Source organism: Pseudomonas sp. CFSAN084952 (assembly GCF_009648855.1).
Taxonomy (GTDB): Bacteria; Pseudomonadota; Gammaproteobacteria; order Pseudomonadales; family Pseudomonadaceae; genus Aquipseudomonas; species Aquipseudomonas paracarnis.
Genome location: NZ_CP045767.1, coordinates 1,045,352 through 1,070,335, shown reverse-complemented (window position 1 = coordinate 1,070,335; position 24,984 = coordinate 1,045,352). Strand labels below are relative to the sequence as shown.

The window sequence follows — 24,984 nt, the reverse complement described above, 5'->3', positions numbered from 1 at the left end:
TATCATATCCAACTTTCATAAAACTGTACCAGCGCCGTCGCAAGATCGGCCTGCAAGCCTTGTTCCAGACACCAGTTCTCAGCGTGCTGGCTGACCTCGGGCCAATGTTCCAGCAGCATTTTCCAGGACTGTGCCATATCGCCATCAGCGTTCCAGGCTTGCCAGAGCGTGACGACGGCAGCTTTGGCGGCCGGTGAAAGTGCGGCTGTGTACAGTTCCAGGAAGGCATCGAGCTTGTCCAGGTGGATGTCTTCGTCCTGGCGGTAGATGTGCCACAGCAATGGCCTCCCCGCCCACTGGGCACGCACGAACGAGTCTTCGCCACGTACGGCGTTAAATTCGCAGCACCATAGCAATCGGTCATATTGCTCCTGACGTACGAATGCAATGACCTGTACGGTCAGCGCACCACGTACTTGGATGTCTCCCGCCGACAAGCTGTTCACCCCCAGCCAGCGTTGCACGTCCCCCAGAATGCGCCCTTCCGGCACCAGCAAGTGCGTCCCCCGTCCATCGGCCGCCAATACGTCCAGCCAGCCGGCCAACCCGTCATTCTCATAGGCAAACAGCGACATCAAACGCGCGCCGGCCGTCGGAGCAACGCCCAGGCTTTGCAGGAACCGTTGTTGCGCGGCCGCGTCCTGCTGAAACGCCCGGCGTCGCTCCAACAAGCCGGCTTCGCGCAACAGGCCGCCAGTACCAGGGCGAAACCCGGGGAAGAAAAAGTACTTCTGCACGCCCTTGTACTTCACCGAAGGCAAGCGATGGCAGCCCACCACCCAGTCTTCAGCGCTGAGGTAATCCAGGTTCATCCACAACGGCGCACGTTCACACTCGGCCATGCGGTCCATGTACTCGGGCGGTAGCTGGCACGCGAACGCAGCAATCACCACATCCGCCGGGTGTGCGCCTGGCCATTCGGCCGGCCAGTGGCGCACTTGGACGCCCTCTTGCCATTGCTGGCCCACCTGCACATCAATGTCCGGGCACATGCGTTCGAAGGCGCGCAGGTCATCGACCCACAAGCGCACGTCACAGCCATGCTCCACCACCAACTGCCGGGCCAGGCGCCAGGTCACGCCGATGTCGCCGTAGTTGTCGACGACACTGCAAAAAATATCCCAGCGGGCTTTCATTCCGGGCTCCATCGATCAAAGGTTCGATTGTCCGCATAAATGCGTGGATGCAGAAGGCTTGATCGCGATTATTCTGCACGGAGGCTGTGCGACAATCACCGTCATGCCGTCAATGCCTGCCAGGAGGCCCTTATGTCTGACCGTCCGTTATCGCTGTTCAAGCTCTGCATCGCGATTGCCGCCGGCGTGTGGCTAGGGTTTATCGCCATTGCGCTGACCGCCTGGCTGGCGTCTCGCTACCTGTTCCCCCAGAGCCTGGCGCCGGTGGCACAGGCGGTTCAGCAATTGGGCAAACCGGCCATGGTTGAGCCGCAGCCACCGAACCGTCTGTTCGAACAGTACCAACAGAACCTGCAAAAACAGGAACAACGACAGGCCCTGGACCAGGCCCGAAGCAACGCGCGTAACCTGTCCAACCCCAAATGCCAGTTCTGGCTGCAACAAGACCAGAACGCCCCCAATGAAAAGACGCGGGCCAATGTCCTGCAATTCTGCGATTGATGCCAGATACCGCCATGAATAAACACGCCGTGCTCCAGCTGATCCTGGAAAAGCTCACCGTCGACATCGACGTCGTCCAACGCGCCGCGCAGACCGCCTACGAAACCGCAACCCACGAAGAAAACATTGCCGAAAACAAATACGACACCCTCGGCCTGGAGGCTTCGTACCTGGCCACCGGGCAGGCCCGACGAGTGGAGGAGATCAAGCAATCGCTGGTGCTGTGCCAGCAACTGCAGCTACGTGCGTACGATGATCAACGCGGGATAGAGATAGGCACGCTGGTGGGCCTGGAAGACGAGGACGGTCGCCAGCAATGGCTGTTCCTGGCGCCGGATGCGGCGGGTTTGAAAGTGGATGTGGTGGGGCAACCGGTGACGGTCATCACGCCACGCTCGCCCCTGGGCAAAGGCCTGCTGGGCAAGCGTATCGATGAAGAGGTAGAGATTCTGGTGGCCGGCGCTCGGCAGCACTTTACGGTGACCGAGGCCCGATAACCTACCCCCCTGTAGGAGCGAGCTTCTACAGGGTAATCGCGGTCAGTGGACGGGCAATTCAACGCCGTCAAACAACTCTTCCAGCTCTTGCTTGTTGTGGCACTGGATCGCCTTGGCCATCACTTCACGGGTCAGGTGCGGTGCGAACTTCTCGATGAAGTCGCACATGAAGCCGCGCAGGAAGGTACCGCGACGGAAACCGATCTTGGTCACGCTGGACTCGAACAATTCGCTGGCATCCAGCACCACCAGGTCTTTGTCGAGGTTGGTGTCGACCGCCATCTTGGCGACGATCCCGACGCCCAGGCCCAGGCGCACATAGGTCTTGATCACGTCGGCATCGGCAGCAGTGAACACCACCTTGGGCGTGAGGCCGCGATGGCTGAACGCTTCGTCGAGCTTGGAACGGCCGGTAAAGCCGAACACGTAGGTCACGATCGGGTATTCAGCCAAGGCTTCCAGGGTGAGCTTCGGCAGCTTGGCCAAAGGGTGCCCCTGAGGCACAACCACGCAGCGGTTCCAACGGTAGCAGGGCATCATTACCAGGTCGCCGAACAATTCCAGGGCCTCGGTGGCGATGGCAAAATCGACGGTGCCGTCAGCGGCCATCTCGGCAATCTGCATCGGCGAACCCTGGTGCATGTGCAGGGCTACGTCCGGGTATTGCTTGATGAAATCACGGATCACCGGCGGCAATGCATAGCGCGCCTGGGTGTGAGTGGTGGCGATCGACAAGGTGCCTTTCTTCTCGTTGGAGAATTCCTGGGCGATCTGCTTGATGCTTTCGACTTTACGCAGGATCTCGCCGGCGGTGGTGATGATGCGCTCGCCAGCTGGAGTGACGCGGGTCAGGTGTTTGCCACTGCGTGCGAAGACTTCGACGCCCAACTCGTCTTCGAGCAGGCGGATCTGCTTGCTGATACCAGGTTGCGAGGTATAGAGGCTTTGAGCGGTAGCGGAAACGTTGAGGTCGTGGTGCGCCACTTCCCAGATGTAGCGCAGTTGTTGAAGCTTCATATGAATCCCTCAAAGCAGATAGACGCCACGGGTATCAGCGACGGTATATAACTATATTAAAGGTTTGACGGATAAATCTAGAACTTTTTATCGTTTTTGCCGATCAACTATCGTCACTGCGCCGACGCTGCAGCGACGGCACCAGGTAAACCGGCACGGGGGACAACTGCAACACCCGTGCGGCGGTACGTCCAAGGGGGACGGCCACACCGGTTGCCTGGCTATGACTGCCGACGATCAGCAAGTCGACAGACAGTTTTCGCAACTGGTCGAGAATCACCTCGCAAGGATCCCCCTGGATCACCTTGACCGAGCGAATCCATTGCAGGTCCTGCTCCCCTTCCCCCCACTCCTCGCGGAAGCTGTCCAGCACGCGTTGTTCAATCGTCGCCATCACCGTGCTCAACCCCTTGCTTTGCCATTCGCTCAGGGCGGTTTCATCAAGGTAGCTCTGCAACACCGATTCGGCGAACAAGCCAATGGGCTCGACCACGTGGATCACATACAGGTCAGCCTTGAACGTTCGCGCCAGCGCCAGCGCATGTTGCATCACGTAGGGCGCATACAGACCGAGGTCCGTGGCAAACAGCATCGAACGAATCATAAAACCTCCTGGGCTGCCAGGATGGCGGGAATTGAATGAGCTTAGCAGCTAGCGCTCGGTCTGGATTCTCAACTCATTGCTGATGCCATGGGGCACGCGCCCGGTGGCCACTACCTCCCTGGCTTTCTCGCAATGGCCGGCCTGGTCATCGAAAAACACATCGGCGGCAAAGGCTTCCAGAAACGCGGATTTTTCCAGGCCACCGAGGAACAGCGATTCGTCCAGGCGGATATCCCACTCGCGCAACGTGCGGATCACGCGCTCATGGGACGGTGCCGAACGTGCGGTGACCAACGCGGTACGAATCGGGCAGGCCTCATCGGCAAACTCGCGTTGCAACAGGTTCAGTGCCGCCAGGAAGCCCTTGAACGGACCGCCGTGCAAAGGCTGGCGCGCCGACTCTCGCTCGCTGGCCTGGAAGGCTGCCAGCCCGCCGGCCTGGTAGACGCGCTCGGACTCATCGGAGAACAGCACGGCATCGCCGTCGAATGCGATGCGCAGCTCTTCGCTGGAAGCGCGGCGCGGGCCGCCCGACAGAATCGTCGCGGCCGCAAACCCGGCATCGAGGGCGCTGCGCACATCTTCGGCATGGGTGGAGAGAAACAGATGACAACCGAAGGCGGCCAAATAGGGATAGGGACTACGCCCGCCTACGAACGCGGCGCGGGAAATATCCAGGCCGTAATGCTGGATCGAGTTGAACACCCGCAGCCCGGTATCGGCACTGTTGCGCGACACCAACACCACCTCGACCCGCGCACGCCCCAGGCTGGCATTCAGGCTCAGCAGCTTCTTGACCAGCGGGAAGGCATCGCCAGGCTCGAGGGTTTCTTCCTCGTGCTCGATCTGGTATTTGCGGTAAGCCTCGACCCCTTCAGCCAGATAAACCTTGTGGCTGTCACTCAGGTCGAACAGCGCTCGTGAGGAAATCGCCAGCACCAGTTTGTCAGCCAATCCCTTCACCATGGTGGTCCCCCCCAATCAGCGGTTGTGCCGATCAATAAAACTCAAGGCCTGATAGAGCGCCTGCATGCGTGGCAGTTCGCAACCGGCCGCTTTGGCAGCAGCCAAGGGACGGGCATAGATGGCCGCCAGCTCCAGCGGCCGCTTGTGCAGGTGGTCGTGGTACATGCTGGGCAGGTAGTCGTCCATGGTTTCTGTCATGGCGAACATCTGCCCAGCGTAACTGGCAGGAATTTCATGCCCGCAGGCATGAGCGCCCTGCACCACCTCGGCCATCAGCGCCTGGATCAACTCGCGGCTGGACTCATCGGCCATCATGGCCGTGGTACCCGTGCCCAGCAACACAGAGAGGCCGTTGAACGGCACGTTCCAGACCAGCTTGTGCCAACGCGCCAGATGCACATTGGCCATGGCCTGGGACTCGATGCCAGCTTGATGAAACAGCCCGGCACCGGCTTCGACAATCGCCTGTTGCTGCACCTCATCGTTGGCCGCCGTGCCACTGTGATAGCCCAGGTTGACCCGGCCCAACGCCTGATGCTCGACCACGCCGGGGGCCGAGCGGTGCACACCGATGTAGCACAGGCCACCCAACAGATGCAGCGACGGCGGCAGGTGTTCACGCAGGCTGTCTTCGACATCGAGGCCGTTTTGCAGGAGCACCACTTTGGCATCCGGCGCCGCCACCTGGGCGATGGTTGGCGCCAGGTCCACATTACCGGTGGACTTGGTGCCCACCAATAGCCAGTCGCACGGCGGCATGTCGGCGGCGCTGGCATAGGCCTGCACCGGATGCAGGTGCAGTTGCCCATGCACCGTACTGTTGACGTGCAGGCCATGCCTGCTCACCGCGGCATATTCGCTGCGCAACAGGAAATGCACATCGAAGCCGGCACGCGCCAGCATCAGTCCGTAGTAACCGCCGATGGCACCGGTGCCAATAATGCCAATGCGTGGCGACGGGGCTGCAACTGCTGTCATGGCAAATCCTCTGGTGTTCGGTTGAGCGCCTGGTTTAGGCATTCGGCGAGGTCGGATGCTGTAAGACGTGTCTGTAATTGCCCAAAGAATTGACCCTCGCACACCAGGAACAACGCCGGCAAATGAAAGATCCGGTAGCGTTCCACCGCACCGCCGTTGTGCCCGGCATCCACCCAGCACACGCGGTCCACCGGCAAGTGCCAGCTGGGCAACTGCTGGCGTGCCCAGCGGCAACTGGCACAACCGACACTGGTGAACACTACCAGCGAAATACCTGGCAATCCCAGCAATTGCTGGTCAATATCCAGGTCGGTCAATTCCAGTTCCTTCACTATACTGCTGCCATTGCCGTCAACTGGACGGCGCTCGGAGTCCGTGTACATGGGTCGTTTTTTACCTCACCCTGATGATGTCGCTGTCGAGTTGATCCAACGTCCCTCTCCCGCCCTTCCCCGCCAACGCCTGCACACTATCGGCCGCGGCGGCGTCGCCTGCAATTGGCCACGTGCCTGGCGCGCCGGCACGGCGGTAGACCTGCATATCCCTTCCCTAGGGCCCAGCGCCCGTTATCCAGGCTATGTCGCCTGGTGCCGCAAAGTCGAACAGGGCTATCGCATTGGTATTTGCTTTACCGACGAACACGCCTTGTTCGGTGCACGGATGGGCGAGCAAGTGTGCCAGATCGAGCGTTACTGCCGCCTGCACGAAGACGCCGAGCCAACGCCTGCACAACTTGAAACCATGGCCCGTGAGTGGGTGTCGCGTCATGCCGGCGAGTTCTCCCATGAGGCGGTTGTGCAGCCAGCGCTGGATTAAACCGGGCTTTGCCCATTGTCGCGGGCCCGTGTTACGCGCTAAGGTTCCTCCCCCCTGCATTCAAATCATGCTGTGCCCGCCGCACGGGGATAGCTGGCGGCCGGCACCCGTGACCCTGGCGAGTAACACGATGGCTGATTTACCGATCAATGACCTTAACGTTGAATCCAACGAGACCCTGATCACCCCCGATCAGCTCAAGCGCGAAATCCCCCTGAGCGACGCTGCCCTGCAGACCGTCACCAAGGGCCGCGAAGTCATCCGTGACATTCTCGACGGCACCGACCACCGTCTCTTCGTGGTGATCGGGCCCTGCTCTATCCACGACCTCAAGGCCGCCCACGAATATGCCGAGCGCCTCAAAGTGCTGGCGGCTGAAGTGTCCGACACCTTGTACCTGGTCATGCGCGTGTATTTCGAGAAACCGCGTACCACCGTCGGCTGGAAAGGCTTGATCAACGACCCGTACCTGGACGACTCCTTCAAGATCCAGGATGGCTTGCACATCGGTCGCAAACTGCTGCTGGACCTGGCTGAAATGGGCCTGCCCACCGCCACCGAAGCCCTCGACCCGATCTCCCCGCAATACCTGCAGGACCTGATCAGCTGGTCGGCTATCGGCGCACGCACCACCGAATCCCAGACCCACCGCGAAATGGCGTCCGGCCTGTCGTCGGCCGTAGGCTTCAAGAACGGCACTGACGGCGGCCTGACCGTGGCGATCAATGCGCTGCAATCGGTCTCCAGCCCTCATCGCTTCCTGGGTATCAACCAGGAAGGCGGCGTGTCCATCGTGACGACCAAGGGCAACGCCTACGGTCACGTGGTGCTGCGTGGCGGCAATGGCAAGCCCAACTATGATTCGGTCAGCGTCGCGCTGTGCGAACAGGCGCTGAACAAGGCCAAGATCAAGCCAAACATCATGGTCGACTGCAGCCACGCCAACTCCAACAAAGACCCGGCCTTGCAGCCATTGGTGATGGAGAACGTTGCCAACCAGATTCTGGAAGGTAACCAGTCGATCATCGGCTTGATGGTCGAGAGCCATTTGAACTGGGGTTGCCAGGCGATTCCAAAAGACTTGGCCGACTTGCAGTACGGCGTGTCGATCACCGATGCCTGTATCGATTGGTCCGCCACCGAAACTACCCTGCGCAGCATGCACGCCAAGCTCAAGGACGTGTTGCCCCAGCGCAAGCGCACCTGAGTCCGTACCGGTTTCGCGCACACAAAAACGCCGGGCTAAGCCCGGCGTTTTTTATTGGCAACTGGTCAGTTACAGCTTCGCAGCATGGCGCTGGTGGCGCTCCATATAGCGTTCGACATAAGAGCACGACGGGATCACCGTGTAGCCAGCCTCTTCGGCAAACTTCAAGGCTTCCTCAGTCAACGCAGCCGCAATGCCTCGCCCCCGCAGTGCGTTGGGCACGAAGGTGCGATAGATATCCAGGGTCTGCTTCCCGAGGTCCATGTAGGTCAGGTAGGCACGATGACCGTCCACATTGGTCTCGAACTGATGACCAGCCTGGTCATGGTGGATGGACAACGCCTCGCTCATCACTACTCCTCGCGGGTCTGAATTAACGACCCTACCTTACCGATGTTTTTCCGGCGAAGGAACATCTACGCCACCCCGTGCCGGTTTCGACAGCGAGAAAACCGTGAGCGCTCACAACCAGCACATAGGGAATAGTAGGCACCAATCCTGAAATTGCTCAAGGCGCACTCGTCATTCCCCGCCGCTGGTGGATATAGAAAGGGCCTCGATCAACCGGTGACCGATAGCCTGAACATTGCCGGCAGTTGAACCTTGAGACGAACTGGCGCTCTTAAAGTCACCTCTAGATGCGCAAAAGATGCCCGCCGCAGTAAAGCCAAGCGTAACCAAAGTGCCCCGCTTCGTTATATAAAATTTCATCTATTTACAAGGCTTAACACATGCGGGCCGGCCCTTTCAGCCTGGATCCAATGTGCGTCCAGGTGCAAAAAATTGGACAGTTTTCATACAAACCGCCAAAAGATTAGCCAAAATAGATTCGGCACAAGAAATTTTTTTGCTTCTTGCGCAACGTCAGTTTACTTACTACAAGTAATGGGTAGTATGTACGCCGGCTATTAGCTCACTGTGAGAAAGTAGCCATTAAATTGAAAGTCCTTGAAGGGGAACACGATGAACAACGTTCTGAAATTCTCTGCTCTGGCTCTGGCCGCAGTTCTGGCTACCGGTTGCAGCAGCGTCTCCAAAGAAACCGAAGCTCGTCTGACTGCAACTGAAGACGCAGCAGCTCGCTCCCAGGCCCGTGCAGACGAAGCCTACCGTAAAGCTGATGAAGCTCTGGCTGCTGCTCAAAAAGCACAACAGACTGCTGACGAAGCTAACGAGCGCGCTCTGCGCATGCTTGAAAAAGCAAGCCGCAAGTAATAATCCTTCGGGGTTGTTATCAAGCCGATCCATTTATGGGTCGGCTTTTTTTTGCCTATGATTTGGCATGTGGGAGCGGGCTTGCTCGCGAAAGCGGTGGATCAGTCAACATCAATGTTTGCCGGGCCGACGTCTTCGCGAGCAAGCCCGCTCCCACAGGGATGTTCGCTCAGGCTTATTATTGAAGATCGAGCGGGGCGCTGGACGCCACAGGTGCGCCGCCTGGCACACCAATTTCGGTCGGCAAGCCATCCTCGGCGGCGACCACATCACGCACCTGGTCCCAGTTGACGCGTAGGTTATTGGACAGGTCTTCGCGCTTGAGCAACGCATTGATGACCGCGGTGTGCTTGTCGACCACCGATGGCGTACCGTCATCATTCAACGGCGTGTGGGCCTCAAGGTAGACCTTGCCACCACTGCTGCCGAACTTGTACGCGTCATTGATGATGCGCACTGACGTGCCTACCGGCACCATGCCTGCCATTTCCAACACGTTGTTATTGAACATGCGGAAGCACCCGTGGCTGGTACGCGTGCCGATACCAAACTTCATGTTGGAGCCGTGAATCAGGTAACCCGGCGTGCCCAGGGTGAACTTGAACGGCCCCAGTGGGTTGTCGGGGCCGGCAGGCACCACGTTGGGGAGCGGGTCACCGTTGGCGGCGTGCTCGGCCTTGATCGAGGCCGGTGGCGTCCAGGTCGGGTTCGGCGTCTTGGCGATGATACTGGTATGGGCGATCGGCGAACCCCAGCCTTCCCGGCCAATGCCCAGAGGGAAGGTATAGACGACGTTTTGGCCTTTTGGATAGTAGTAGAGCCGGTATTCCGCCAGATTGATCACAATGCCTTCCCGCGGCCCGGGCGGCAGGATAAAGCGTGTCGGCAGCACAATCTCAGTGCCCGCACCCGGCAACCAGGCATCGACACCCGGGTTGGCCGCGACCATTTCCGAATAGCCCAGGTCGTAGGTGGTGCCAAGGTCAGCAAAAGTGTCTTCGTACTTGGCCTTGATCACTTGGACCTGGCCAACAATGTCCTCACCGGGCGGTGGCAAGGGCAACTGCAAGGCCGCCGCCGAACCCGCCGCACAAAGCGCAGCAAGAGACAGGCAGCAGGTGACGACGGAAAGGCGCGACAACATCCGGAAAATCCTTCGCAAGACGACGGGTAGGGAAAAATTGATTGTATACGGCTTCGCAGCGCCAAGCTTCAAGCTGTTTTACAGCTCGAAGCGCAGCTCCGGCCAGATCGGCGGCGTGCCGCGCTTTTGCGATTCTAGAATCGCCCGGCATAACGGGCAGAGTCGCTGGTCTTGAAAAATCGAGCGGTTGACCGATGACCAGCGTGGCTGTGCGGGCAATAAAGTGCCGCAGAGCGTGCGGTCGATGGAGCCGCCCAGTTCCAATTGACGCGCCACCAAATGCACTCGCACTTCCTGGCAGGCGAACAGGTCCAGCTGCTCGTCCGGCTCGATCAGTTGGTAGTTAAACAGGGACCAGGCAGGGCGCGACATCGAGGGCTCCAAATCAGGGGGGCGCCACCTTAGCCGAAAGCCTGCCGGTAGAAAAGCGTCATAGCAGCGGTTTTAGCGCCGGCCAGACATTTTCCAGCAACTTGTCTTGCGCCGCGACCGCCGGGTGCAGCCCGTCAGCTTGCATCAACTCCGGATGGCCACCCACGCCCTCGAGGAAAAACGGCACAAACGGCACCTTTTCTTTCTGTGCCACATCACCGAATACCTTGGCAAAAGCTTCGACATAGCGCTTGCCGTAATTGGGCGGAATCTGCATACCCAACAGCAGCACCTTGGCGCCGCTGTCCCGGGACTGCTGAATCATCGAAGCAAGATTTTGTTGCAATTGCGCAGGCGGCTGGCCGCGCAAGCCATCGTTGCCACCCAACTCGATCACCACCACGTCCGGTTTGTGCGTTGCAAGCGCCGCGGGCAGCCGCGCGAGGCCTCCTGCACTGGTGTCGCCACTGATGGAAGCATTGACCACTTTGTCGTCAAAACCCTCCTGCTTGAGCCGTTGCTCCAGCAACGCGACCCACCCTTTGCGGGTATCCAGGCCGAAACCGGCACTGATACTATCGCCAACGATCAGGACTGTACCCGCCGCTGCGTTCTGGGCCATGCACATCAAGGCCAGGCCAGCACTCAAAAACCACACTCGCATCGGATTCTCCATGGGCGCAAGCATTCTCACCGCGCGAAACCTTAGCAAAGTGGTTCCCAGCGCGGAAGGTGAACTGACTATCCTGCACGAACTGAGCCTGGAACTGAACAAGGGCGATAGCCTGGCTATCGTCGGCAGCTCCGGTTCCGGTAAATCCACACTACTGGGCCTGCTGGCCGGCCTCGACCTGCCCAGCAGCGGCGAAGTGACCCTGGCCGGGCAAGCCCTGAGCACCCTCGACGAAGATCAGCGCGCGCGCATCCGTGCCGAGCATGTGGGTTTCGTATTCCAATCCTTCCAATTGCTCGACAGCTTGAATGCTCTGGAAAACGTGATGCTGCCGCTGGAGCTGGACGGTCGCCAGGACGCCCGCGAGCGAGCCAAACACCTGCTGGAGCGCGTAGGCCTGGGCCAGCGCCTGACCCACTCGCCCCGCCAACTGTCCGGTGGCGAACAACAACGCGTGGCGATTGCCCGCGCGTTTGCCGCCGAACCGGACGTGCTGTTTGCCGACGAGCCCACCGGCAACCTCGACAGTCATACTGGCGAGCGCATCAGCGACCTGTTGTTCGAGTTGAATAAAGAGAGCGGTACGACCCTGGTACTGGTCACCCACGACGAGCGCCTGGCCCACCGTTGCCGGCGCCTGATCCGCCTTGAAGCCGGCCTGATGGTCGCGCCCCTGGAGCCTTGATGGCACGTTTGCCGCTGTTGCGCCTGTTCAGTCTTGCCATGCGTCAGTTACTGCGCGATGCCCGCGCCGGCGAATTGCGCGTGCTGTTCTTTGCCCTGCTGGTGGCCGTGGCCGCCAGCACCGCTATCGGCTACTTTGGTGCGCGCCTCAACGGCGCCATGCTGCTGCGCGCCACCGAATTCCTCGGCGCCGACCTGGTGCTCGAAGGCAGCTCGCCGGCCCGTGCCGAGCAAATCAAATCTGGGACCGAATTGGGCCTGGATCACGCTCGCATCGTGGAGTTCTCCAGCGTTATCGCCACCGATAACGGCATCCAGCTCTCCAGCATCAAGGCGGTCAACGAGCAGTACCCCTTGCGCGGCGAGCTTAAAAGCAGCACCGAGCCCTTCGGTACGCAAATCCCGGGCGGTGGCCCCAAACCTGGTGAAGCCTGGGTAGAAGCACGGTTGCTGACGGCGCTGGACCTGAAAGTCGGCGACAGCATCGATGTCGGCATGAAGACCCTGCGCCTGGCGCGCATCCTGAACTATGAGCCCGACCGCGCCGGCAACTTTTACAGCCTCACGCCCAGGGTCATGATCAACCTGGCGGACCTGGACGCCACCGGTGTCGTCCAGCCAGGCAGCCGTGTCAGCTACCGCGAACTATGGCGTGCGCCACAAAGCAGCACAGCGCTGCAAACTTATCGCGACCTGGTCAAACCGGGCCTGGCTGCCAACCAGCGCCTGCAGGACTCCCGCGATGGCAACCAGCAAATCGGCGGCGCACTGGGCAAGGCCGAACGTTACCTGAACATGGCCAGCCTAGTGGCTGTGCTGCTGGCTGGCGTGGCCGTGGCGCTGTCAGCCAACCGCTTCGCCAGTCGACGTTTCGATGCCAGCGCGTTGTTGCGCTGCCTGGGCTTGTCGCGCCGTGAAGCCATGCTGCTGTTCAGCCTGCAACTGAGCGTACTGGGCTTGCTGGCGAGCCTGGCCGGCGCCCTGCTCGGCTGGCTGGCGCAATTTGGCCTGTTCTACTTCCTGCACGACCTGCTACCCGCCGACGTACCGCCAGGCGGGCTGCTACCGGCCGTCGCGGGGATTGGCACCGGGCTGGTCGCCCTCGCCGGCTTCGCCCTCCCGCCGCTGGCCGCACTGGGCCGGGTACCGCCGCTGCGGGTATTGCGCCGCGATTTGCTGCCTATTCCTTCAAGCACTTGGATGGTCTACGGCGCGGCACTGTTTGCCTTGGGCCTGATCATGTGGCGCCTGAGCCTGGACCTGGTATTGACCTTCGCGTTACTCGGCGGCGGTGTAGTCGCTGCGCTGCTCCTGGGTGGCTTGCTGCTGTTGTTGCTACAGAGCCTGCGGCGGTTACTGGCTCGTGCCTCCCTGCCGTGGCGCCTGGGCCTGGGCCAATTGTTGCGTCACCCGTTGGCGGCGGCAGGCCAATCCCTGGCCTTTGGCTTGATCCTGTTGTCCATGGGGTTGATCGCGCTGTTGCGAGGCGAATTGCTCGACACCTGGCAAAACCAGTTGCCCAAGGATGCGCCCAACTACTTCGCCCTGAATATCCTGCCGGCCGACAAGGACGCCTTTGGCGCCCGTCTGCTGGACGTCCAGGCACAAGCGGCGCCGCTCTACCCGGTGGTGCCGGGGCGCCTGATCAGCATCAATGACGAACCCGTGCAGGAGATTGTCAGCAAGGACTCCAGTGGCGACCGGGCCACTCAACGCGATCTGAGCCTGACCTGGGCAGCCGACTTACCAGCGGGTAACGTCCTGACGGCAGGTACGTGGTGGTCGGCGCAACCCACTGACGGGGTTCCTGGCGTGTCGGTGGAAGCCAAGGTGGCCGAGAGCTTGAAGCTCAAGCTCAACGACCATTTATTGTTCACCATCGGTGGGGAAAACCGTGAAGCACGGGTCACCAGCCTGCGCACCATCAACTGGGATAACTTCCAGCCCAACTTCTTCATGATTTTCCAACCGGGCACCTTGAAGGATCTGCCCGCGACCTACCTCACCAGCTTCTATCTGGCTCCCGGCCATGACCAACAGATCGTCGACCTGTCACGGGCCTTCCCGGCGGTCACTATCCTGCAGGTCGAGGCCCTGCTGGAGCAGTTGCGCAGCATCCTCGCCCAAGTGACGTTGGCGGTCGAATACGTGCTGTTGTTTGTACTCGCGGCGGGCATGGCAGTGTTGTTCTCTGGCCTGCAGGCCACCCTGGATGAACGAATCCGCCAAGGTGCATTGCTGCGAGCCTTGGGCGCCGAGCGCAAGTTGCTGGTCAAGGCCCGACGCATCGAATTCGGTCTGTTGGGGGCGGTCAGTGGCTTGCTGGCGGCACTGGGCACCGAACTGGTGACCTGGGTGCTGTACCGCTATGCCTTTGACCTGGCGTGGCATCCCCACCCGTGGTTGTTACTGCTGCCCGTGATCGGTGCCGTGCTGATTGGCGCTGCCGGGGTATTCGGCACACGCCGTGCACTGAATGCCAGCCCGCTGACCGTATTGCGCGAAGGCTGAGACCTGGATGGCACGCCCCCAGCCAAGGGTACGTGCCATCAGGCGGTCTTCACATATTCGATCTTGGTGATCCACCAGCACACCTCTCCGCCGGGGGTCTGTACGATTGCCTCGTCGTCCACCTCCTTGCGCAGCAGGGCCCGTGCCATGGGTGAGTCGATGGAGATGTAATCCATGCGATCGTAGATCTCGTCATAACCGACGATGCGAAAACGCTTGGTCTCGCCCTGTTCGTTTTCGATTTCGACCCATGCACCGAAAAATACCTTTCCTTCCTGCTCGGGCATGTACTCCACCACCCGCATGTCTTCCAGGCGTTTGCGCAGGTAACGCACCCGTCGGTCGATCTCCCGCAACAGCTTCTTGTTGTACTGGTAATCCGCATTTTCACTGCGATCTCCCAGGGAGGCGGCCCAGGTCACTTTGCGTGTGGTATCCGGGCGTTTCTCTCGCCACAGGTAATCCAGCTCTTTTTTCAGCGCTTCATGACCTTCTTTGGTAATCAGCTTGGTACTCAAACGCTTGCATCCCCAGGCAATGTCCAATGGTGCCGTTATGCCAGGGCATCATGCCCAGGCAGCGGCCGGCTGGGACTGATGATAAATGAACCCTGGAAAGTATCCAGGCCGGCGCCCCATTACCTCACCCATGCCCCTCCAGCACTTGGTCCAATTCAAGCAACGTGCCTTGCATACGCTGGCGCATACCCGACAACTGCAACATCATCATCGCCAGCTTTTCGGCCTTCTGGCTGACCTCCAGTCCCTGCTCCTGCAAATAGGTATGGCGCTGCTCAAGTTCACGGCCTTTTTCTTCCAACTGGCTCTGCTGCTGTTGCAATCGCGCCTGCCACTGTTCAAGCATTTGCTCCTTCTCTAGGACCGCGCATTTTTTTTGCGTCAGTTCCTGGGCGACTTTGGCCAGATTGCTCAGCGCGCTGTCCATTTCGAGCAAAGAGGTATGGTCCAACTGGGCAGGCGGGTCCAAGGGTTCGGGCTCAGGCTCAGGCTCAGGCTCGGGTGGCGCCAACCGTAGGTTGTCTGACTCAAAGTGACTGTCATCTTGTTCAACAGGAACAGACGACGCACTGGGCTCAACCTGCTCCTGCGGTATCGCGACCAGCGACCGCGCCGGTTCTTCAAGGGTGCCTTCATCCATAGGTTGCGGCGCAGTCGTGGCTGAGCGCGGATTTCGCGGCGGCGCAACCATTTGCGACGAGAAGCGAATGGACGGCACGATCACTGCGCTGCTTTCGATCGCAGGCAACGCCGGGGCCGACATGCCCAAGGTGATGACCTTCATGACCAAAGCTTTCTTGATGATCACCGAGTGATGATCCTCTGGCCTGGCAGGCGGCAACCGGCAGCCTTTCAAATCAACGAAATGAAAGGGCACCTGGGGTTCGGCAATCGGCGTTGTCTTCGAGCCGGCTGCCGCTGCCATCGTCAGGATCTGTTTGAAGACTTGCATGGCTAATTGCAGGTCCTCTTTGGAGTCAACGCCTCCCAGGAAATACCGGTCAATCTTTTTACGCAGTGCCGCGATATAGACCCTGGAGTGGCCGGGTTCTGCCTCCTCATCCAGGCTATACACCAGAAAGTTGGACGCCGTTTGCGTCACAGCAAACCCGCACAACAAGGCGCCGTTAACGGGCGTCCCTTCATCGTTGCGCTCAAGAACAAGAGTACGTAGAAGCATCATGGCAATCTGGCCTCGTTACAAAGGAGAAAACTTTATATAAACATCAGATAAACATCTGGACATTAATAAGTATTCAAAACAAAACAATTGTTTCAGCGGATTATCGGGCCGAACGTAGGATTCTTCTTATTAATCACACTTCGCGTTCCCAAGTCTTCATATTGAACGTACCCTTTTTAAAGCACTTCCCCATACAGCCGGCCTCTCTCACACGCCCTGCAAAACTTATTCGGTAAAACCATGATCGAGATAAGCAACCTCACAAAACACCTGGGCAAAACACGCGTAATCAGCAACTTGTCCTTCTGTGCCCAGCGCCAGGAGTGTGTGGGCTTGCTGGGAGAGAGTGGGGCGGGAAAAACAACACTGTTGAGCCTGATCGCCGGGACGATCAAGCCGACGGCCGGGCACATCAGTATTCAAGGCTTCAATACCCATACCCACTCAATTCAAGCCAAAAAGGTCATTGGCTATCAGCTCCAAAACGGCCTCGACCATCACACGATGCCCGTCAAAAACATGCTCAATTTCATTGCCGCCATTCGCGGCTTGAGCGGGATGGAAAAACGCAGCCAGGTGGCGCAGGTAGCCGCACGACTAGAACTGCTGCCCGTGCTCGACTGCCCCATCAACGTCCTTTCCCTTGGTTTGAAGCGCAGAGTGGCAATGGCCCAGGCGCTCCTGCATTCCCCAAGCCTGCTGCTGCTGGACGAACCCACAGAAGGGCTCTGCCCTGATCAACGCCTCAAGTTCCGGGCACTCATCCAGTCCCTGAGCGAGGAAATGACCATCATCATCGCCTCCCGCCATTACCAGGATCTGGCGGACATCTGCACCCGTGCCTTGGTTATCGCCGGTGGTCGCCTGGTGGGCGATGCCTCGCTGTCCGACTTACAGCGCAGCTCCCGGCACTTCCAGGCCGTCACCCTCGCGGCAGACGCCCCGCTGGATTTGCTCGCGTTGGCCGTATTGCCCGGCGTCGCAGGCATCGAAGAAGACCGGCATGCGCCCGGCAAGGTTACGGTACTGGCCATGCCCGGGCATTCCATCTTTCCCTCGATCAACGCGCTTATCACCCATCGCGGCTGGAACATCACCTCAATGAATCTGGAGCCGGGTCGCCTGAACGATGTCGTTCACCATCTGAGCCAAGAGGTAACACCTTGAGACTGCTACCTGTCATTTTCAAACGACAACTCGTCAGCTATGCCTGCGCCCCCAGCGCTTACCTGAGCGTGGCGGTTTTTCTCGCACTGTGCGCAGCGCTGGGACTGCATTCCAACCAATGGATGGAGCGAAACAGCAGTGATTTGCAGGCTTTTTTTGAACTGCACCCCTGGCTTTATCTCCTGCTGGTCCCCCTTTTATCGACGCAGTTGTGGTCGGATGAATCCAACGCCAGCTTTTACAACACCCTGAATGCCTTGCCTGTCACCTCGATGGAACGGGTGATCGGAAAATTCATCGCGGCATGGACTGTCTGTGGCATTGCGCTGATGCTTAACTTCCCGCTGGTGATTGCCGTGAATTATCTGGGCACACCTGACAATAGCGTTATCGCCTCACAATTCCTGGCCAGTTGGTTACTGGCGGGAAGTTATCTTTCGGTAGGTTGTTTCATCTGTGTACTTGCGAACCAACGCCTGCTGATTTTCTTTTTCACGCTCGGCTTGTTGCTGACCGCCAGTGGGCTTTCGTCAGTACTGGATGCACTTGAACAACAAGCACCGATATGGATTATCGACAGTTTGATGTCCCTGGATCCCGTTGCCCGCTTCAGCGCGATGGATAACGGCAAGCTCACACTGCAGGACAGCCTGTACTTTATCAGCATGATCGTTGCTTTTCTGTTTGCGACCACCCTCACACTCAATTATAAAAACAGCTGAGAAAAGGAAGACCACTGATGGGATCCGCTTTTCGTGCGGGTATGACACTTCTCGTCATATCACTGCTGTTTCTGGCATTCAATCTAGTCTGGGCACCCAAACTGCCCACTGTTCGCTGGGACTTTTCCGAAGAAAAAATCCACACCTTATCGCCCGCGGCGCAGCAACTGCTACTGTCACTTGAAAGCCCACTGGATCTGTATTACTTCAATACCCTCAATGCGCCGCAAAAAAGCCAGGCATTAGAACGTTATGGTCGGCGCGTGGAAGACGTGCTCAAGGCGTTCGAAAAAGCGGCAAACGGCCTGATCAACTTACATATCATTAACCCCGCTCCCTTTTCTGAAGATGCCTACAAAGCCCGCTTGTTTGGGCTTGATGACACACAAGGATTCCTTGGCCTTATCGGCACCCGTACTGGCCAGGGCGCCCAACGCATCGAAGCGTTCCGGCCTGAGCACGAGTCATTACTTGAATATGAGATCAGCCACCTGATCTATAAGTTGGGGCAGCCTGAGCGTGCCACTATCGGCCTGCTGTCGGGACTGGCGTTAGACAAATCGGCCAGCGAGTTGCTGGGGTTGATCCGCGAGCAATTCAACGTGGTGGAACTGGCTGCGAACATCGCCCAGGTTCCGTCATCCATCGCGACATTGATAGTCGTACAGCCGCACGCTTTACCTGAACGAGCCCTATATGCCATTGAGCAATCGGTATTGAAAGGCACCCAGTTGATGATGTTCCTCGACCCCGTGAGCGAGATGGGCGCTGACGCCGTGCCAGCGAACGCCAGAATGGAGGGGTTGCTGAACGCGTGGGGCATCCAAATGCCCGCGGATAAGCTGTTGGTGGATAATCTCTATGCCTCATCAGCCACGCCCGGCCCGGGAATGCCCCGGGTACTGCACCCGGCCAGGCTACACCTTCCATCACAGGCGATGACTCCAACGGATGTCAGCGCCTGGGGGCTGGACGCCGTGATGGTCTCAAGCAGCGGCGCGCTTTCCCTGGCCCCCAAGAGCCGTTCACTGTTGACCCCGATTCTGTTGAGCTCACGGCAATCGGCCCTGCTGGACGCGAAACGCTTTGGCTCGGCGACGACATTTGACTCACTGATCGATGAAACGGCGACTTCAGGGCAGCGCCATGTGATCGCTGCGCGCGTTGAGGGGCCCGCTTACTCAGCGTTTCCCGACGGCCTCAAGGGCCAGCCGCCCGGGCTGCAAAAAGCAGAACTGATCCAGATGGTGGTCGTGGCCGACACCGACTTGCTCGCGGACACAGTCAGCCATGCACGCAACGGCAACGCGCAGTTTGTATTGAACACATTGGATAACCTGGCGGCGCCCGAAGCGCTCCAGCGCATTCGATCCCGTGTCATGCGCCAACCGTTGCACAGGCTGGAACACATGCGCGACGAAGCCGCACAGGCTTATCGGAAAAATTCGCTTGAGCTACAGCGACGACTTGAGCAGACAGAGCAAGCATGGCGCGAGTTGAACCCAGCGCACACGCGGCTTATCACCCAGGCGGTGGATACCAATACGCAGTTGCAGGTACTCAACAAGGAGCGCCTGCAGTTGCCCATCGAGTTGCATACACTCAAGGCGCAGGCCTATGCCCCGGTGCAGCGTTTCGAGCGACAGCTCAAAGGGCTGATGGTCGTGCCTCTACCGCTACTGCTGTGCCTGATTGCCGGGTTACTGTTCCTGTACCAGCGCAAGCGTCGACTCCTCGCACTGGCAACCTTTCACTAGTCGCTCAGCGACGGGCAATCAGCCCTTGCCGGGCAATGCGCGTCAGTTGGTGGATCACCTCATGGGCGTTGCTGGCACTCGGTGCCTGAATCACTGCAAGGTCGAAACTGTCGCTGGCAAAACGGGCCAGGGAATCGCCGTCTTCCACAAACTGGATCAGGAACGCCGAAGGCCGACCGGAACGGCGTGGCCAGCCGTCCAGATAACGCAGCAGTGTCGGCTGGTGCTTACCGCCCAGGAGGATTTTCGGATTGCGTTGAGTCAGGTCCGCGGTGATCGGGGCCAGGCGTATGAGGGGGCGTAGTGCATTCATCGTGTCGTGTCTCTGCCTCAAAAGTCTGCGGGCAGGTGAGAGGCAACACCGAACCAGCGCTTTAGCGGTATTTCGAGGAACGCCCTGCGTGAGCAAGCGTACTTCTGTCGGGCTGCATTGAGACCCAGTGGCGCCCCGCAATTAGCTGTTTAAATCGGCGCATGAGCAGCATCCTAGAGAAGCCTGTGGGGCAGTGTCAAGAATCCCGGGCAACGAAAAGGCCCGCATCAGCGGGCCTTTTTGTGCAGCTTGCTAAACGATCAGTGAGTGATCGCGCGGTCGACAGACAATTTGCCCGCACCTTCCAGCAACACCGCCAACGCGCCGCCGAGCAACGCCAGTGCGAACTCATAACCGTTGTTGGCCATGAACAGCCCGTTGTGGATGTGTACAGAGAAAATCGCCACCAGTGTCAGGAAGGTCAGGCCCAATGCAGCAGGGCGAACCAGCAAACCGATGATCAGGGCCAGGCCGGCGAAGAACTCGGTACCGCCCGACAGCAGCGCCATCAGCGTGCCAGGCGCCAGGCCGATGCTTTCCATCCATTGTGCGGTGCCCGCCAGGCCACCACCGCCAAACCAGCCGAAGAGCTTTTGCGAACCGTGGGCAGCGAAGATGATGCCGACGAAGATACGCAGAATAGTCAGGCCATAACCGGCGCGAGTGGACAGTACACGGGTAATCATTGGGCTCATGGGGGTAAATCCTTTTCCAGGTAGGGGTTGGTTGGCCGCTATATTAATCAGTTTAAGCAATGATAAAAGCCGAAATATTGCCTAATTTACATCTAAAAAATCGATTATTCACGCGATGCAACTTTAGCCGCAGGCGGCTCCAGAGACTCGCGCTCCCGATCGAACGCCAAATAATACTTGTTGACGCTATTAACATAGCTGACGCCGCCCATCCCTACCTGCTCCATGGCAATGCGTTCAACCTGGAAGAACCACTGATTGGGGTTAAGCCCACGGCGCTTGGCCTCGGTGCGCATACCTTGCACCCGCTCCGGCCCCATGTTGTACGCCGCCAGCATAAAGGCCATGCGCTCGCGCTCATTGAGCTTGGGGCTGGAGAAAAACTTGCGCCGGATCATCGCCAGGTAACGCGCCCCCGCCTGCACATTACTGTCGAGCGACTCGATATTGTTGACCCCCACCCGCTGCGCCGCCGACGGCGTGATCTGCATCAGGCCGGTAGGGCCTCCACTATTGCGTGCGCCTGGGTCCAGGGAAGACTCCTTGAACGCCAACGCCGCCAGATTCAGCCAGTCCATACCTTGCTCACGCGCATGTTTTTGCAAAACCGGGCGCAGTTTTTCCAGGCGCTGGCGGTCAGCCCGCGCCAATGGGTTACGGACCTGGTAGAGGCGCCGATAGATGCGCTGGAAGGCCACATCCTGATCGGAAGGCGTGTGATAGGTCTTGAGAAACCGATCGATGCTGGCACGCAGCATCGACGCGTCCTGACGCACAAACCAGAACTCGTCGCCTGGCTCGCTGATGACGACCTGCTTGTCAAAGCGCAACTTGGGCAGGATTTTCGACCAGCGTTGGGCAATCGGTTTTTCCACGATCGTCAGGTGAAAAATCCCGGCCTGCACCATCTCCAGGACATCTTCCACCGCCAGGCTCGGGTCAACCCATTCCACTTTCACTGGTGGGCGCTTGTGCAGGGCCAGCTTTTGATTGACCTGACTGATAGCGTCCACCGCCGCACTACCGGTGGTCAGCGTCACCGTGCGACCCGACAGTTGCTCCAGTTTGGTATACCGTCGTTCACCCTTGACGCCCACCAGCCACAACGGCACATCGCTGACAATCGGGGCGCTGGCGCTGACCTTGTGCACGCCTTTCACGTCCAGCAACTCACCGGGCGCCACCAGGTCACCTTCACCACGGGCCAGCGCACCGAGTAACTGGTCCTTGGCCTTGGGGATGATCTTGAGGTTGATGGCCTGCCCATCACGGGCATGGCCGTTGAGGTATTGCTCGAAGGCGCGTAACCGATGGTATTCGACACCGATGGCCTGGCCCTGCACTTCACCGGAACTGTTGCGGCTCTGGTTGACCAAGACGCGCAGGGTGCGGCTGGAGCGAATTTGCGCCAGGTCGCGGACCTTGCCGGGCTTGGCCACTTGCAGCGGCCCATCCAGACGTGCGACCGCCGCCATGGGCAGCAATAACGCCAGGCACAACATAAGCAACGCCGAGGGTCGGATCATCCGCTCTCCGGAAAGAAAACTGGCCAGCGCCTGTGCGAATTACGCAGTGCTGGGGGTCAGAAACAGAGCGCTTTATGCGCTGGCAAGGCGTGCAACGGCGCCAAGGTGGCAGGCAATCGGCCCACCACAATGTCGCTTGCGACGTTCAAAGACAGCGTTAACGCATTGTAGTTCTTGGTTTTTCTTATCAATCTACAGCTCTGATATGCTTTCCGGCCGCAGGCGGAGATAGCACCATGCAACTCATTGATATTGGCGTCAACCTGACCAACCCCAGTTTCGACGAGAGGCACACGGCCGTTCTCGAACGCGCCTACGCCGCTGGCGTGCAGCAATTGGTACTCACCGGCACCAGCGTCGAGGGCAGCGAACAGGCCCTGCAACTGTGTGTAAAACTCGACGAAAGCAGCCAGCGCCTGTTCAGCACCGCCGGCATTCACCCCCACTCTGCCAGCGACTGGAACAGCGACAGCGTCCAACGTCTGCGTGGCTTGCTGGGCGACAGCCGAGTGCGCGCCGTGGGTGAATGCGGGCTGGATTTCAACCGGGACTTCTCCCCTCGCCCCCAGCAGGAAAAAGTCCTCGAAGAACACCTCGCCCTGGCCGTCGAACTGCAACTGCCGGTGTTTCTCCATGAGCGCGATGCCAACCAGCGTCTGCTGGAGATCCTCAAGGACTACCGCGACCACCTGCCAGCCGCCGTGGTGCACTGCTTCACTGGCGAACAGGCAGCGCTGTTCAGCTACCTGGACCTGGATTTACACATTGGCATCACGGGTTGGATCTGCGACGAACGCCGTGGCACCCACCTGCATTCACTGGTCAGGGACATTCCCCGAGGCCGTCTGATGCTGGAAAGCGATGCGCCCTACCTGCTACCACGCACCCTGCGCCCCAAGCCGAAAAATGGTCGCAATGAGCCGGCGTACCTGCCCGAAGTACTGCGCGAAGTGGCCTTGCACCGTAACGAAACGATGGAAGATCTGGCGTTGCACAGCACCGCCTGCGCCCGCCGCTTTTTCGGCTTGCCTGCCATCGATTAATACGGCGCATTGACCCATGTCAAAAGCGCTTTTCTGAATAGCGGCACAATAATGGCACCTTGCCAATACTGTTTCCGCTATCAGAGAAAACCTTCCATGGGTGCCTGGCTTAGCAATATCTCGCTCAAATACAAATTCTGGGCCGTCAACGCGGTCGCCTTCATCACCACCCTGCTGCTGGTGCTGTACGCGGTACAGCTTGAACAACAGGCGCGCAGCCAGGCGTCGCAAGCATCGGCCCAGGCCCAAGGACGCTTGCTCAGCGCCTGGCCAGCCGACAGAACCTTGCCCACGGGTGAGCACTGGCTCGCATTTTCCAAAGGCCAGCCCCCTGAGGATCTACCCACCCTGAGCACTGCCAACGGCTGGACTGAACTCAACCCCATGCCGTTGTTCGGTGAAAACCCGCTGATCGGCGCCGAGGTGATCAGCCGGGCCGACGGCCAGCAGGTCGCAGTCCTGGCCTACGCGCCGAGCCTGAGCCAAGTGTTCAGTGAACGCTTCACCCACTACGCCGTCGCCGTGGCAGTGCTGATGCTGGCCATGCTCGGTGCCTCGCAGTTGTTGATCCGCTTCCTGCTCAGCCAACTCAACACCCTCAAGGATGTGATGCTGCACGTCGAAAAGACCGGCGACCTGTCGGCGCGGGTGCCGTTGGCCTGCAAGGATGAAGTCGGCCAGATGGCCAGCGCCTTCAACGCCATGCAAGCCGGCTACCAGCGCGTGGTCAATACCGTGGCACGCACCGCCCGGCAACTGGACGACGGCGCCGCTCGCCTGGCCAGCAGCATGAACGAGGTGCAACACGGCATGCTGGGCCAGCAAAGCGAAACCGACCAGGCTGCCACCGCCATCAACGAAATGACCGCCACCGTCTACCACATCGCCCAGCACGCGGGCGCCACCCGTGACTTGTCTCAGGCCGCCGATACCCTCGCCGGCAGCGGCCAGGCAGTGGTCAGCCGGGTACAGCGCTCGATCGCCGGGCTGTCCAGCGGCGTACAGCAGACCGCCGAAATGATCCAGAAACTGGCCGAAGACAGCCAGAAAATCAACGGTGTGGTCAGTGTGATCCACAGCATCGCCGAACAGACCAACCTGCTCGCCCTCAACGCCGCCATCGAAGCCGCCCGCGCCGGGGAAATGGGCCGCGGTTTCGCGGTGGTCGCCGACGAAGTGCGCAACCTGGCCAAGCGCGTGCAAAGCTCCACCGACGAAATCACCCGCATGGTCTCGGCGCTGCAAGCCGGCACCCGCGACGCGGTGGACTTCATGCAGGAAAGCTCATTCAAGGCAGATGACTGCGTACAGCAGGCCCAGGAAGCCGGCATCGCGCTGGCTGAAATTACCGGCGCTGTGGCACAGATGCGCGAAAGCAACACCCAGATCGCCGTGGCCGCCGAGCAACAAAGCCATGTCGCCGAAGAAATGAACCGCGCCGTGGTGAGCATTCGCGATGTGACCGAAAACACCGTGCATCAGACCGTGGCGTCGGCCACTACCAGCAATGAACTGGCGACATTAGCCGGGGAGTTGAGCAAGGCGATTGGGCAGTTGAAGTTGTAAGACTTTTCCCGCTGTAATCCAACTCCTACGACCAAGCCTCGGTTTACCTGAAGTTAAGACGAAACTTCCTCGCCGTCCCCGCGAATAACGCCGACTTCTTTTACCTGACAACCGCTGCAAAGTCCCTCGCCTGATCAAACAGTGCGAGGGATTGCAGATGGTGGTGTTCGTTA

The 24,984-nt window shown here is 59.4% G+C and carries 27 protein-coding genes; 12 read left to right on the top strand and 15 right to left on the bottom strand.

The window, feature by feature from the left end; all coding sequences use genetic code 11:
- Positions 1–2: 2 nt before the first annotated feature.
- On the bottom strand, positions 3–1,136 hold the full coding sequence (gene earP / locus GH769_RS04990; RefSeq protein WP_032902962.1) for an elongation factor P maturation arginine rhamnosyltransferase EarP: 1,134 nt from the start codon (positions 1,134–1,136) through the stop codon (positions 3–5).
- A gap of 132 nt (positions 1,137–1,268) precedes the next feature.
- Between earP and GH769_RS04985 the strand changes: the two genes are divergently transcribed.
- Both GH769_RS04985 and GH769_RS04980 read left to right on the top strand, forming a co-directional pair.
- Positions 1,269–1,637: a hypothetical protein gene (locus GH769_RS04985; RefSeq protein ID WP_032902961.1), complete on the top strand. Its 369-nt coding sequence runs from the start codon at positions 1,269–1,271 to the stop codon at positions 1,635–1,637.
- A 14-nt stretch (positions 1,638–1,651) separates the two neighbouring features.
- Positions 1,652–2,134: a GreA/GreB family elongation factor gene (locus tag GH769_RS04980; protein ID WP_014717665.1), complete on the top strand. Its 483-nt coding sequence runs from the start codon at positions 1,652–1,654 to the stop codon at positions 2,132–2,134.
- Between the two features lie 42 nt (positions 2,135–2,176).
- On the opposite strand, the gene cysB is transcribed toward GH769_RS04980, so the two are convergent.
- The 5 genes from cysB to GH769_RS04955 form a co-directional block, all read right to left on the bottom strand.
- The gene (gene cysB / locus GH769_RS04975) at positions 2,177–3,151 is read right to left on the bottom strand and encodes an HTH-type transcriptional regulator CysB (protein WP_003189876.1); all 975 of its coding nucleotides are present in this window, start codon (positions 3,149–3,151) and stop codon (positions 2,177–2,179) included.
- A 103-nt stretch (positions 3,152–3,254) separates the two neighbouring features.
- On the bottom strand, positions 3,255–3,755 hold the full coding sequence (locus tag GH769_RS04970) for a universal stress protein (protein ID WP_014717664.1): 501 nt from the start codon (positions 3,753–3,755) through the stop codon (positions 3,255–3,257).
- A 48-nt stretch (positions 3,756–3,803) separates the two neighbouring features.
- The gene (locus tag GH769_RS04965; RefSeq protein ID WP_032902960.1) at positions 3,804–4,721 is read right to left on the bottom strand and encodes a 5'-nucleotidase; all 918 of its coding nucleotides are present in this window, start codon (positions 4,719–4,721) and stop codon (positions 3,804–3,806) included.
- A gap of 15 nt (positions 4,722–4,736) precedes the next feature.
- A complete protein-coding gene (locus GH769_RS04960; protein ID WP_014717662.1) occupies positions 4,737–5,699 on the bottom strand; it encodes a putative 2-dehydropantoate 2-reductase in 963 nt (320 codons plus the stop codon).
- Complete coding sequence (locus GH769_RS04955; protein ID WP_014717661.1) at positions 5,696–6,082, bottom strand: hypothetical protein; 387 nt, start codon at positions 6,080–6,082, stop codon at positions 5,696–5,698. Before GH769_RS04955 ends, GH769_RS04960 begins: the two co-directional genes overlap by 4 nt.
- On the opposite strand from GH769_RS04955, the gene GH769_RS04950 reads away from it, so the two are divergent.
- Positions 6,081–6,515, top strand: coding sequence for a pilus assembly protein PilZ (locus tag GH769_RS04950; RefSeq protein WP_014717660.1), 435 nt, complete (start codon positions 6,081–6,083; stop codon positions 6,513–6,515). The two genes, GH769_RS04955 and GH769_RS04950, sit on opposite strands and share 2 nt — an antisense overlap.
- Before the next feature lie 130 nt (positions 6,516–6,645).
- Positions 6,646–7,722 carry a 3-deoxy-7-phosphoheptulonate synthase gene (locus GH769_RS04945; protein ID WP_003189871.1) on the top strand — a complete coding sequence of 359 codons (1,077 nt, stop codon included), beginning with the start codon at positions 6,646–6,648 and terminating at the stop codon, positions 7,720–7,722.
- Positions 7,723–7,791: 69 nt separating this feature from the next.
- On the opposite strand, the gene GH769_RS04940 is transcribed toward GH769_RS04945, so the two are convergent.
- Entirely contained in the window at positions 7,792–8,073 is a 282-nt protein-coding gene (locus GH769_RS04940; protein WP_003189869.1) for a GNAT family N-acetyltransferase, read from the bottom strand.
- A 612-nt stretch (positions 8,074–8,685) separates the two neighbouring features.
- Between GH769_RS04940 and oprI the strand changes: the two genes are divergently transcribed.
- Positions 8,686–8,937 (top strand): outer membrane lipoprotei OprI, encoded by a 252-nt coding sequence (gene oprI / locus GH769_RS04935; protein ID WP_003172710.1) that lies wholly within the window; start codon positions 8,686–8,688, stop codon positions 8,935–8,937.
- Between the two features lie 178 nt (positions 8,938–9,115).
- Here oprI and GH769_RS04930 read toward each other — a convergent pair whose 3' ends face one another.
- The 3 genes from GH769_RS04930 to GH769_RS04920 all read right to left on the bottom strand — a co-directional run bounded on the left by GH769_RS04930 (position 9,116) and on the right by GH769_RS04920 (position 11,117).
- Entirely contained in the window at positions 9,116–10,081 is a 966-nt protein-coding gene (locus tag GH769_RS04930; RefSeq protein WP_014717659.1) for a L,D-transpeptidase family protein, read from the bottom strand.
- A gap of 78 nt (positions 10,082–10,159) precedes the next feature.
- Positions 10,160–10,453, bottom strand: a complete 294-nt coding sequence (locus GH769_RS04925; protein ID WP_003189866.1) for a hypothetical protein — start codon at positions 10,451–10,453, stop codon at positions 10,160–10,162.
- A 58-nt stretch (positions 10,454–10,511) separates the two neighbouring features.
- Positions 10,512–11,117 (bottom strand): arylesterase, encoded by a 606-nt coding sequence (locus GH769_RS04920; RefSeq protein ID WP_014717658.1) that lies wholly within the window; start codon positions 11,115–11,117, stop codon positions 10,512–10,514.
- A 10-nt stretch (positions 11,118–11,127) separates the two neighbouring features.
- Between GH769_RS04920 and GH769_RS04915 the strand changes: the two genes are divergently transcribed.
- Both GH769_RS04915 and GH769_RS04910 read left to right on the top strand, forming a co-directional pair.
- Positions 11,128–11,811 carry an ABC transporter ATP-binding protein gene (locus GH769_RS04915; protein WP_003189864.1) on the top strand — a complete coding sequence of 228 codons (684 nt, stop codon included), beginning with the start codon at positions 11,128–11,130 and terminating at the stop codon, positions 11,809–11,811.
- Entirely contained in the window at positions 11,811–14,321 is a 2,511-nt protein-coding gene (locus GH769_RS04910) for an ABC transporter permease (protein ID WP_108538543.1), read from the top strand. The genes GH769_RS04915 and GH769_RS04910 overlap by 1 nt, the downstream gene beginning before the upstream one ends.
- Before the next feature lie 38 nt (positions 14,322–14,359).
- Here GH769_RS04910 and greB read toward each other — a convergent pair whose 3' ends face one another.
- The gene (gene greB, locus GH769_RS04905; protein ID WP_014717656.1) at positions 14,360–14,839 is read right to left on the bottom strand and encodes a transcription elongation factor GreB; all 480 of its coding nucleotides are present in this window, start codon (positions 14,837–14,839) and stop codon (positions 14,360–14,362) included.
- Positions 14,840–14,963: 124 nt separating this feature from the next.
- Entirely contained in the window at positions 14,964–16,022 is a 1,059-nt protein-coding gene (locus GH769_RS04900) for a hypothetical protein (protein WP_032874087.1), read from the bottom strand.
- Positions 16,023–16,262: 240 nt separating this feature from the next.
- On the opposite strand from GH769_RS04900, the gene GH769_RS04895 reads away from it, so the two are divergent.
- The 3 genes from GH769_RS04895 to GH769_RS04885 are packed head-to-tail and all read left to right on the top strand — an operon-like array spanning position 16,263 to position 19,668.
- Positions 16,263–17,189, top strand: a complete 927-nt coding sequence (locus tag GH769_RS04895; RefSeq protein ID WP_032874084.1) for an ABC transporter ATP-binding protein — start codon at positions 16,263–16,265, stop codon at positions 17,187–17,189.
- On the top strand, positions 17,186–17,911 hold the full coding sequence (locus GH769_RS04890; RefSeq protein WP_014717653.1) for an ABC transporter permease: 726 nt from the start codon (positions 17,186–17,188) through the stop codon (positions 17,909–17,911). Before GH769_RS04895 ends, GH769_RS04890 begins: the two co-directional genes overlap by 4 nt.
- 17 nt (positions 17,912–17,928) lie before the next feature.
- Positions 17,929–19,668, top strand: a complete 1,740-nt coding sequence (locus GH769_RS04885; protein ID WP_032903915.1) for a Gldg family protein — start codon at positions 17,929–17,931, stop codon at positions 19,666–19,668.
- Positions 19,669–19,672: 4 nt separating this feature from the next.
- Here GH769_RS04885 and GH769_RS04880 read toward each other — a convergent pair whose 3' ends face one another.
- The 3 genes from GH769_RS04880 to GH769_RS04870 all read right to left on the bottom strand — a co-directional run bounded on the left by GH769_RS04880 (position 19,673) and on the right by GH769_RS04870 (position 22,202).
- Entirely contained in the window at positions 19,673–19,981 is a 309-nt protein-coding gene (locus tag GH769_RS04880; protein WP_003189853.1) for a hypothetical protein, read from the bottom strand.
- A 260-nt stretch (positions 19,982–20,241) separates the two neighbouring features.
- Entirely contained in the window at positions 20,242–20,676 is a 435-nt protein-coding gene (locus GH769_RS04875) for a DoxX family protein (protein WP_003189852.1), read from the bottom strand.
- Between the two features lie 104 nt (positions 20,677–20,780).
- Positions 20,781–22,202 carry a transglycosylase SLT domain-containing protein gene (locus GH769_RS04870; RefSeq protein ID WP_014717651.1) on the bottom strand — a complete coding sequence of 474 codons (1,422 nt, stop codon included), beginning with the start codon at positions 22,200–22,202 and terminating at the stop codon, positions 20,781–20,783.
- A gap of 236 nt (positions 22,203–22,438) precedes the next feature.
- Here GH769_RS04870 and GH769_RS04865 point away from each other — a divergent pair, with 236 nt between their 5' ends.
- Together GH769_RS04865 and GH769_RS04860 are read left to right on the top strand one after the other, a co-directional pair.
- The gene (locus GH769_RS04865) at positions 22,439–23,245 is read left to right on the top strand and encodes a TatD family hydrolase (protein WP_032903916.1); all 807 of its coding nucleotides are present in this window, start codon (positions 22,439–22,441) and stop codon (positions 23,243–23,245) included.
- Between the two features lie 96 nt (positions 23,246–23,341).
- Positions 23,342–24,811: a methyl-accepting chemotaxis protein gene (locus GH769_RS04860; RefSeq protein WP_032903917.1), complete on the top strand. Its 1,470-nt coding sequence runs from the start codon at positions 23,342–23,344 to the stop codon at positions 24,809–24,811.
- Positions 24,812–24,984: the final 173 nt, after the last annotated feature.

What these genes read in the sequence shown, in the direction of transcription:
- earP (WP_032902962.1), bottom strand. Translation starts at nt 1,136, where the DNA reads ATGAAAGCCCGCTGGGATATTTTTTGCAGTGTCGTCGACAACTACGGC.
- GH769_RS04985 (WP_032902961.1), top strand. Translation starts at nt 1,269, where the DNA reads ATGTCTGACCGTCCGTTATCGCTGTTCAAGCTCTGCATCGCGATTGCC.
- GH769_RS04980 (WP_014717665.1), top strand. Translation starts at nt 1,652, where the DNA reads ATGAATAAACACGCCGTGCTCCAGCTGATCCTGGAAAAGCTCACCGTC.
- cysB (WP_003189876.1), bottom strand. Translation starts at nt 3,151, where the DNA reads ATGAAGCTTCAACAACTGCGCTACATCTGGGAAGTGGCGCACCACGAC.
- GH769_RS04970 (WP_014717664.1), bottom strand. Translation starts at nt 3,755, where the DNA reads ATGATTCGTTCGATGCTGTTTGCCACGGACCTCGGTCTGTATGCGCCC.
- GH769_RS04965 (WP_032902960.1), bottom strand. Translation starts at nt 4,721, where the DNA reads ATGGTGAAGGGATTGGCTGACAAACTGGTGCTGGCGATTTCCTCACGA.
- GH769_RS04960 (WP_014717662.1), bottom strand. Translation starts at nt 5,699, where the DNA reads ATGACAGCAGTTGCAGCCCCGTCGCCACGCATTGGCATTATTGGCACC.
- GH769_RS04950 (WP_014717660.1), top strand. Translation starts at nt 6,081, where the DNA reads ATGGGTCGTTTTTTACCTCACCCTGATGATGTCGCTGTCGAGTTGATC.
- GH769_RS04955 (WP_014717661.1), bottom strand. Translation starts at nt 6,082, where the DNA reads ATGTACACGGACTCCGAGCGCCGTCCAGTTGACGGCAATGGCAGCAGT.
- GH769_RS04945 (WP_003189871.1), top strand. Translation starts at nt 6,646, where the DNA reads ATGGCTGATTTACCGATCAATGACCTTAACGTTGAATCCAACGAGACC.
- GH769_RS04940 (WP_003189869.1), bottom strand. Translation starts at nt 8,073, where the DNA reads ATGAGCGAGGCGTTGTCCATCCACCATGACCAGGCTGGTCATCAGTTC.
- oprI (WP_003172710.1), top strand. Translation starts at nt 8,686, where the DNA reads ATGAACAACGTTCTGAAATTCTCTGCTCTGGCTCTGGCCGCAGTTCTG.
- GH769_RS04930 (WP_014717659.1), bottom strand. Translation starts at nt 10,081, where the DNA reads ATGTTGTCGCGCCTTTCCGTCGTCACCTGCTGCCTGTCTCTTGCTGCG.
- GH769_RS04925 (WP_003189866.1), bottom strand. Translation starts at nt 10,453, where the DNA reads ATGTCGCGCCCTGCCTGGTCCCTGTTTAACTACCAACTGATCGAGCCG.
- GH769_RS04920 (WP_014717658.1), bottom strand. Translation starts at nt 11,117, where the DNA reads ATGCGAGTGTGGTTTTTGAGTGCTGGCCTGGCCTTGATGTGCATGGCC.
- GH769_RS04915 (WP_003189864.1), top strand. Translation starts at nt 11,128, where the DNA reads ATGGGCGCAAGCATTCTCACCGCGCGAAACCTTAGCAAAGTGGTTCCC.
- GH769_RS04910 (WP_108538543.1), top strand. Translation starts at nt 11,811, where the DNA reads ATGGCACGTTTGCCGCTGTTGCGCCTGTTCAGTCTTGCCATGCGTCAG.
- GH769_RS04900 (WP_032874087.1), bottom strand. Translation starts at nt 16,022, where the DNA reads ATGATGCTTCTACGTACTCTTGTTCTTGAGCGCAACGATGAAGGGACG.
- GH769_RS04895 (WP_032874084.1), top strand. Translation starts at nt 16,263, where the DNA reads ATGATCGAGATAAGCAACCTCACAAAACACCTGGGCAAAACACGCGTA.
- GH769_RS04885 (WP_032903915.1), top strand. Translation starts at nt 17,929, where the DNA reads ATGGGATCCGCTTTTCGTGCGGGTATGACACTTCTCGTCATATCACTG.
- GH769_RS04880 (WP_003189853.1), bottom strand. Translation starts at nt 19,981, where the DNA reads ATGAATGCACTACGCCCCCTCATACGCCTGGCCCCGATCACCGCGGAC.
- GH769_RS04875 (WP_003189852.1), bottom strand. Translation starts at nt 20,676, where the DNA reads ATGAGCCCAATGATTACCCGTGTACTGTCCACTCGCGCCGGTTATGGC.
- GH769_RS04870 (WP_014717651.1), bottom strand. Translation starts at nt 22,202, where the DNA reads ATGATCCGACCCTCGGCGTTGCTTATGTTGTGCCTGGCGTTATTGCTG.
- GH769_RS04865 (WP_032903916.1), top strand. Translation starts at nt 22,439, where the DNA reads ATGCAACTCATTGATATTGGCGTCAACCTGACCAACCCCAGTTTCGAC.
- GH769_RS04860 (WP_032903917.1), top strand. Translation starts at nt 23,342, where the DNA reads ATGGGTGCCTGGCTTAGCAATATCTCGCTCAAATACAAATTCTGGGCC.